We start from the raw sequence: 6,487 nt of genomic DNA on the forward strand, positions 1-6,487 counted from the left end.
GCCCTGGCCGGTCTTGCGGCCGAGCTCGCCGCGGGCGACCTTGTCCCGCAGCAGCTGCGGCGGGGCGAAGCGCTCGCCGAGGGTGGCGTGCAGGTACTCGGCGATGGCCAGCCGGACGTCCAGGCCGACCAGGTCGGTCAGGCGCAGCGGGCCCATCGGGTGCTTGTAGCCGAGGGTCATGGCGTCGTCGATGGCCGCCGGCTCGGCGACCCCCTCCTCGACCATGCGGATCGCCTCCAGGCCGAGGACGAGGCCGAGGCGGCTGCTGGCGAAGCCCGGGGAGTCCTTGACCACCACGTCCTGCTTGCCGAGCGCGTGCGTCCAGCCCAGGGCGGCCTGCACGGTCTCGTCGGCGGTGTCCGGTGCGACGACCAGCTCGACCAGCGCGGAGGCGGGCACGGGGTTGAAGAAGTGCATGCCCAGGAAGCGGCCCGGTGCGGCCAGCGCGGCGGCGAGCTCGGTGACCGACAGCGAGCTGGTGTTGCTGGCCAGCACCGTCCGCTCCCCCACGGCCTGCTCCGCCGCGGCGAGCAGCTCGGCCTTGAGGGCGGGGATCTCGGGGACGGCCTCGACGACCAGGTCGGCGTCGGCGGGCAGGCCGTCCACCGAGGTGGCGGCCGTGACCCGGGCGAGCACGTCCGCGGCCGGCTCGGCGAGCCTGCCGCGCTCCTCGGCCCGCTTCAGGCCGGAGGCGATCCGGTCCAGTGCGGCGGAGGCGGCCTCCGGGCTGCTCTCGACCACGACGACGGACGAGCCGATGGCGGCGAAGGACTGGGCGATGCCGGCTCCCATCGTGCCGCCGCCGATCACTCCGACGATGCCGGGCGCGCTGCTCATGCCTTGCTCCTCTGCTCCGCGCCCCGCTTCTCCAGGAAGCGGGTCATCCGGTCCTTCTTGTCCTGTCCCTCGAACAGCACGGCCTGGGCCAGGTCGTCGGCCACCGGGTGCGCGCCCGGGTTGTCGACGACGAGCTTGGTCAGGCGCAGCGCCGTGGCCGAGGAGCGCGCCATGCGGTCGAGCAGGGCGTGGGCCTCGTCCAGCAGCTTGTCGGCCGGGACGACGTCGATCACCAGGCCCGCGGCGAGCGCCGCCCGGGCGTCGAGGTTGCGGCCGGCGAGCAGCACCTGCTTGGCGATCGACTCCCCGACCAGCTCCGGCAGCCGCCAGCAGGCGCCGGCCGCGGCGAGGATGCCGAGTCCGGGCTCGGGGTTGCCGAAGACGGCGTCCGGCCCGGCGATGCGGATGTCGCAGGCGTACGACAGTTCCGCGCCGCCGCCCAGCGCCCAGCCGTCGACGGCGGCCACGGTCGGCATCGGCAGCCTGCGCACCCGCTCGAACAGCCGGCTGTTGATGCCCCGGAGGGCCTCGTCCCGGCCCCGCTGCAGCAGTTCCGCGATGTCCGCGCCGCCGGCGAACACCCCGCCGTGGCCGGTGAGCAGCAGCAGCCGGGGCTCGCGCTCCAGCAGGTCGCAGACGGCGTGCAGTTCACTGATCATCAGCCCGCTGATCGCGTTCCGCGCCTCGGGGCGGTGCAGGGTCACCACGACCCGGTCGGCGCGCTCCTCGACCAGCAGCGTCTCGTACGTCACGGTCATACCCTCTCCACCAGCATCGCGACGCCCTGGCCCACGCCCACGCACAGCGTGGCGAGGCCTCGGCGTCCGTTCTCGCGCTCCAGCCGTCCGAGCAGCGTGAGCAGGATCCGTGCGCCGGAGCAGCCCAGCGGGTGGCCCAGCGCGATGGCGCCGCCGTCGGCGTTGACCTTCTCCTCGTCGAGCTTCAGGCGCCGGACGACGGCCAGGGCCTGGGCGGCGAAGGCCTCGTTGAGCTCGACCGCGTCCAGGTCGGCGGTCTGCCATCCGGCCCGGGCGAGGGCCTTCTCGGTGGCGGGCACCGGGCCGAGGCCCATGAGGTTGGGCTGGACGCCGGCCGAGGCGGAGGTGACGATCCGGGCCCGCGGGGTGAGTCCGTACCGCTCCACGGCCGCGGCGCTCGCCACCACCAGGGCGGCCGCGCCGTCGGAGAGCGGCGAGGCGGAGCCCGCGGTCACGATGCCGTCCTTGCGGAAGATCGTCCGCAGCGTGCCGAGCTTCTCCAGGGTGGTGGCGGGGCGCGGGCCCTCGTCCCGGGTGACCTCGCCGTCCTTCACCGGCACCGGCACGATCTCGGCGTCGAAGCGGCCCGCCTGCTGGGCCGCGACGGCCCGCTGGTGGCTGCGCAGCGCGAACGCGTCGGACTCGGCCCGGGTGATGCCGTCCAGCGCGGCGACCTCCTCGGCCGTCTCGCCCATCGACAGGGTGAGCCTGGTGGTCTCGGGGCCGGCTCCGGCGGGCACCGCCCGGTCGGCGGCGGTGAAGCGCGGGTTGGTGAACCGCCAGCCGAGCGAGGTGTCGTGCACCTCGCCGGGCTTGGCCCAGGGAGTGCCCGGCTTCTCCATCACCCAGGGGGCGCGGGTCATCGACTCCACACCGCCGGCGACGATCAGGTCGGCCTCGCCGGCCCGGATCGCCTGGGCCGCGGAGGCGACCGCGGTGAGGCCGGAGGCGCAGAGCCGGTTGACGGTGTAGCCGGGGACGGTGTGCGGCAGCCCGGCCAGCAGGACGGCCATGCGGGCGACGTCGCGGTTGTCCTCGCCGGCCTGGTTGGCGGCGCCGAGGATCACCTCGTCCACGGCGTCGGCGGGGATCCCGGCGCGCCGGACGGCCTCGCCCACGACCAGGGCGGCCAGATCGTCGGGGCGCACCGAGGCCAGGGCACCGCCGTAGCGGCCCTGCGGGGTGCGGGCCCCGTCGATCAGGTAGACGTCGTCAGGCACGGGCGGCCTCCTCGGCGGGAGCGGGCCGGCGCGACTGGAGGGTCGCGAAGCGGCCGGTGACGAATGCGGGGTCGGACAGGGTGGCGCTGGCGGCCGGGTTGGCGGCACTGCCGTGGAAGTCGCTGAAGGCGGCGGACTGGTTGACGAACACGCCGCCGGTGAGGTTCTCCGAGATGTGGACGCCGGCGTCCAGGGCCGCCTCCTCGGCGGCGGCCAGCACCGCCTCGCTGGTGGAGTGGACCGCGGCGGTGAGCGCGCCGTGCTCGCGCACCGTGGTGCGGAAGATCTCCAGGCTGTGCTCGGTCGAGTCGGTGCCGATGACGAAGGAGACCGGCCCGAACCACTCGCGGGTGTAGGCATCCCCGTCCGCCTCGGCGTCCAGGCGCACCACCAGCGGGGTGCGGACGACCGCCTCCGGGTACTCCGGGTGGTCGACCGGCGCCGACGGCCGGGCGGTGCGGCCGAGCCCCGCGGCCTGCTCCAGCCGCTTCAGGACGCCGTCGTTCACGATCGCGCCCAGTGTGCCGGCCGCCCGGGCCGGGTCGCCGAGCAGTTTGTCCAGTGCGGCGGCGAGGTCGGCGGCGAACTCGTCGGCGCTCTTCGCCCCCTGGTCGGTGGCGATGCCCTGACGGGGGATCAGCAGGTTCTGCGGGGTGGTGCACATCTGGCCGCTGTACAGGGAGAGCGAGAAGGCCAGGTTGCCCAGCAGTCCGCGGTAGTCGTCGGTGGAGTCGAGCACGACCGTGTTCAGGCCGGCCTTCTCGGTGTGGACGACGGCCTGCCGGGCGTTGGCCTCCAGCCAGTCGCCGAACTCGGTGGACCCGGTGAAGTCGATGATGCGGACGTCCGGGTGGAGGGCCAGGGCCCCGGCCGTGCGGTCCTCGGGGCGCTCGGCGGCGAGGATCACCAGGTCCGGGTCGAACCCGGCCTCGGCCAGCACCTCGCGGGCGGTCCGCACGGTGATCGCGAGCGGGAGCACCGCCGCCGGGTGGGGCTTGACGATCACCGGATTGCCGGTGACCAGGCTGGCGAACAGCCCGGGGTAGCCGTTCCAGGTCGGGAAGGTGTTGCAGGCGATCAGCAGGGACACGCCGCGGCCGACCGGGGTGAAGGTCTTGTCCAGCGCCAGCGGGCCGCCCTTGCGCTGCGGCTTCGCCCAGCGCGCCGACGCCGGGTGCCGCTTCTGCTCGGCCCAGGCGTACGCGACCGCCTCCAGGCCCCGGTCCTGCGCGTGCGGGCCGCCGGCCTGGAAGGCCATGACGAAGGCCTGTCCGGTGGTGTGCTGGACGGCGTGCGCGATCTCGAAGCTCGCCGCGTTCAGCCGGGCCAGGATCTCGGCGGCGACCCCGGCGCGGGTGTCCGGGCCGGCGGCGCGCCAGGCGCCGGTGGCGGCCTTCGCCGCAGCCACCGCCTCGTCCGGGGTGACGCGGGGGTAGGTGATGCCCAGCGGAAGGCCGTAGGGCGAGGTCTCGGTGGCCGGCACCTCGCCGCTGCCCGGGTGCCCGGGCAGCTCGAACGGCGTACCGACCTGCGCCCGGAAGGCCGCCTCGCCGTTGGCCGGGGCGTCCGCACCGTAGATCGAGGTGCTGGGCGACTCCGGGTACGGCGTCCAGTGCTCGCGGCTCGTGGTGGCGCTGACCGCCCGTTCCAGGAGTACGCGGTGCTGGAGGAAGAAATCGGGGCGCTCCGGGGTGATCTCTGACATCCGTTCCACCTCTTGACAGTGCCGGTCGGCGACTGAACTACTTGGCCTTGCCGCAAGGTAACCGAATGTTCGGTCGGTTCACAAGGTGGTCTAAACTGTGACACATCCCATCCATGCGACACCGGGTCCCGCAGAGGCCATGTTCGCCGCGGACGAGGCCTCCCGGGGGCTCGGCATCGAGCTGCTGGAGACCGGACGCGGGACGGCCGTGGCCCGGATGACCGTGACTCCGGCCATGGTGAACGGACACGGGACCGCCCACGGCGGTTACCTGTTCCTGTTCGCCGACACCGCGTTCGCCTGTGCCTGCAACAGCCACGGGCCCGTCACCGTCGCGGCCGGGGCCGAGGTCACCTTCGTCGCTCCGGCGTACGAGGGCGACGTGCTCACGGCCCGCGCCCACGAGCGCACCCGGTTCGGCCGCAGCGGCATCTACGACGTGACCGTCCTGCGCGGCGACGAGGTGATTGCAGAGTTCCGCGGCCGCAGCCGCAGCATCCGAAGCACCGAGGAGATGCGATGACCAGCAACCCGACGGCCCGTTCCGCGCGCCTGGGAGCACCGATCCCCGAGGAGCTCCTGGACGCCGGCGAGCGGATGAGCCGGGACGAGCTGCGGGAGCATCAGCTGACCCGTCTGCAGGCGACCCTGCGGCACGCGTACGAGAACGTCGAGCTCTACCGCAAGAAGTTCGACGAGGCCGGGGTCAAGCCCGACGACTGCCGGAGCCTGGACGACCTCGCGCGGTTCCCCTTCACCACCAAGTCCGACCTGCGCGACACCTACCCCTTCGGGATGTTCGCCGTCCCCATGGACCAGGTGCGCCGCGTCCACGCCTCCAGCGGCACCACCGGCCGCCCCACCGTCGTCGGCTACACCGAGAACGACCTGTCGATGTGGGCGGACATGGTCGCCCGCTCGATCCGCGCCGCCGGCGGCCGCCCGGGCCACAAGGTCCACGTCAGCTACGGCTACGGCCTGTTCACCGGCGGCCTCGGCGCCCACTACGGCGCCGAGCGGGCCGGCTGCACCGTCATCCCCGCCTCGGGCGGCATGACCGCCCGTCAGGTGCAGATCATCCAGGACTTCCGGCCCGAGATCATCATGGTCACCCCCTCCTACATGCTCACTCTGCTCGACGAGTTCGAGCGCCAGGGCATCGACCCGCGCAGCACCTCGCTGCGGGTCGGCATCTTCGGCGCCGAGCCGTGGACGGAGGAGATGCGCCGCGAGATCGAGGACCGCCTCGACATCCACGCCGTCGACATCTACGGCCTGTCCGAGGTCATCGGCCCCGGGGTCTCCGCCGAGTGCGTCGAGACCAAGGACGGCCTGCACATCTGGGAGGACAACTTCTACCCGGAGGTGGTGGACCCGATCACCGCCGAGGTCCTGGCCGACGGGGAGAGCGGCGAGCTGGTGTTCACCTCCCTCACCAAGGAGGCGCTGCCGATCATCCGCTACCGCACCCGCGACCTGACCCGGCTGCTGCCCGGCACCGCCCGTCCGGCCTTCCGGCGGATGGAGAAGATCACCGGACGCTCCGACGACATGATCATCCTGCGCGGGGTGAACGTCTTCCCCAGCCAGATCGAGGAGATCGTGCTGCGCACGCCCGGTGTCGCCCCGCACTTCCAGCTGGAGCTGACCCGCCGCGGCCGCATGGACCACATGACCGTGCGCGTCGAGGCACGCCCCGGCGCCACCCCCGGGGACCGGGAGGCGGCCGCCGCCCTGATCGCCAAGGGCGTCAAGGACGGCGTCGGCGTCACCGTCGGGATCGAGATCGTCGACCCCGAGACCCTGAAGCGCTCGATCGGCAAGATCCAGCGCATCAGCGACCTGCGCAACCAGTGATCCCGGGCGCGGCGGCCCCCCTGCCCGCCGGCACGACCGGCACGACCGGCACGGCCTCGGCTGGCGCGCCCGCAGGGCGGCGCGGGGGTGCGCGCGCCGCACCTGGACAC

General features: G+C 73.6%; 6 protein-coding genes. 2 read left to right on the top strand and 4 right to left on the bottom strand.

Annotated features, from left to right (window positions below; genetic code table 11):
• From ACFV0G_RS32460 to paaN, 4 genes are all read right to left on the bottom strand, one after another.
• Positions 1–837, bottom strand: an 837-nt coding sequence (locus ACFV0G_RS32460) for a 3-hydroxyacyl-CoA dehydrogenase family protein (protein ID WP_380555753.1), incomplete at its 3' end; no start/stop codon positions are given.
• Entirely contained in the window at positions 834–1,595 is a 762-nt protein-coding gene (locus ACFV0G_RS32465) for an enoyl-CoA hydratase/isomerase family protein (protein WP_380555755.1), read from the bottom strand. The genes ACFV0G_RS32460 and ACFV0G_RS32465, both read right to left, overlap by 4 nt.
• Complete coding sequence (locus tag ACFV0G_RS32470) at positions 1,592–2,815, bottom strand: thiolase family protein (RefSeq protein ID WP_380555757.1); 1,224 nt, start codon at positions 2,813–2,815, stop codon at positions 1,592–1,594. The genes ACFV0G_RS32465 and ACFV0G_RS32470 overlap by 4 nt, the downstream gene beginning before the upstream one ends.
• Positions 2,808–4,520: a phenylacetic acid degradation protein PaaN gene (gene paaN / locus ACFV0G_RS32475; RefSeq protein WP_380555759.1), complete on the bottom strand. Its 1,713-nt coding sequence runs from the start codon at positions 4,518–4,520 to the stop codon at positions 2,808–2,810. The genes ACFV0G_RS32470 and paaN overlap by 8 nt, the downstream gene beginning before the upstream one ends.
• A 139-nt stretch (positions 4,521–4,659) precedes the next feature.
• Between paaN and paaI the strand changes: the two genes are divergently transcribed.
• Positions 4,660–5,043: a hydroxyphenylacetyl-CoA thioesterase PaaI gene (gene paaI, locus ACFV0G_RS32480; protein WP_380555763.1), complete on the top strand. Its 384-nt coding sequence runs from the start codon at positions 4,660–4,662 to the stop codon at positions 5,041–5,043.
• Positions 5,040–6,377, top strand: a complete 1,338-nt coding sequence (gene paaK / locus ACFV0G_RS32485; RefSeq protein ID WP_380555761.1) for a phenylacetate--CoA ligase PaaK — start codon at positions 5,040–5,042, stop codon at positions 6,375–6,377. Before paaI ends, paaK begins: the two co-directional genes overlap by 4 nt.
• Positions 6,378–6,487 lie beyond the last annotated feature (110 nt).

The organism is Kitasatospora sp. NPDC059571, assembly GCF_042735675.1.
Lineage (GTDB): Bacteria > Actinomycetota > Actinomycetes > Streptomycetales > Streptomycetaceae > Kitasatospora.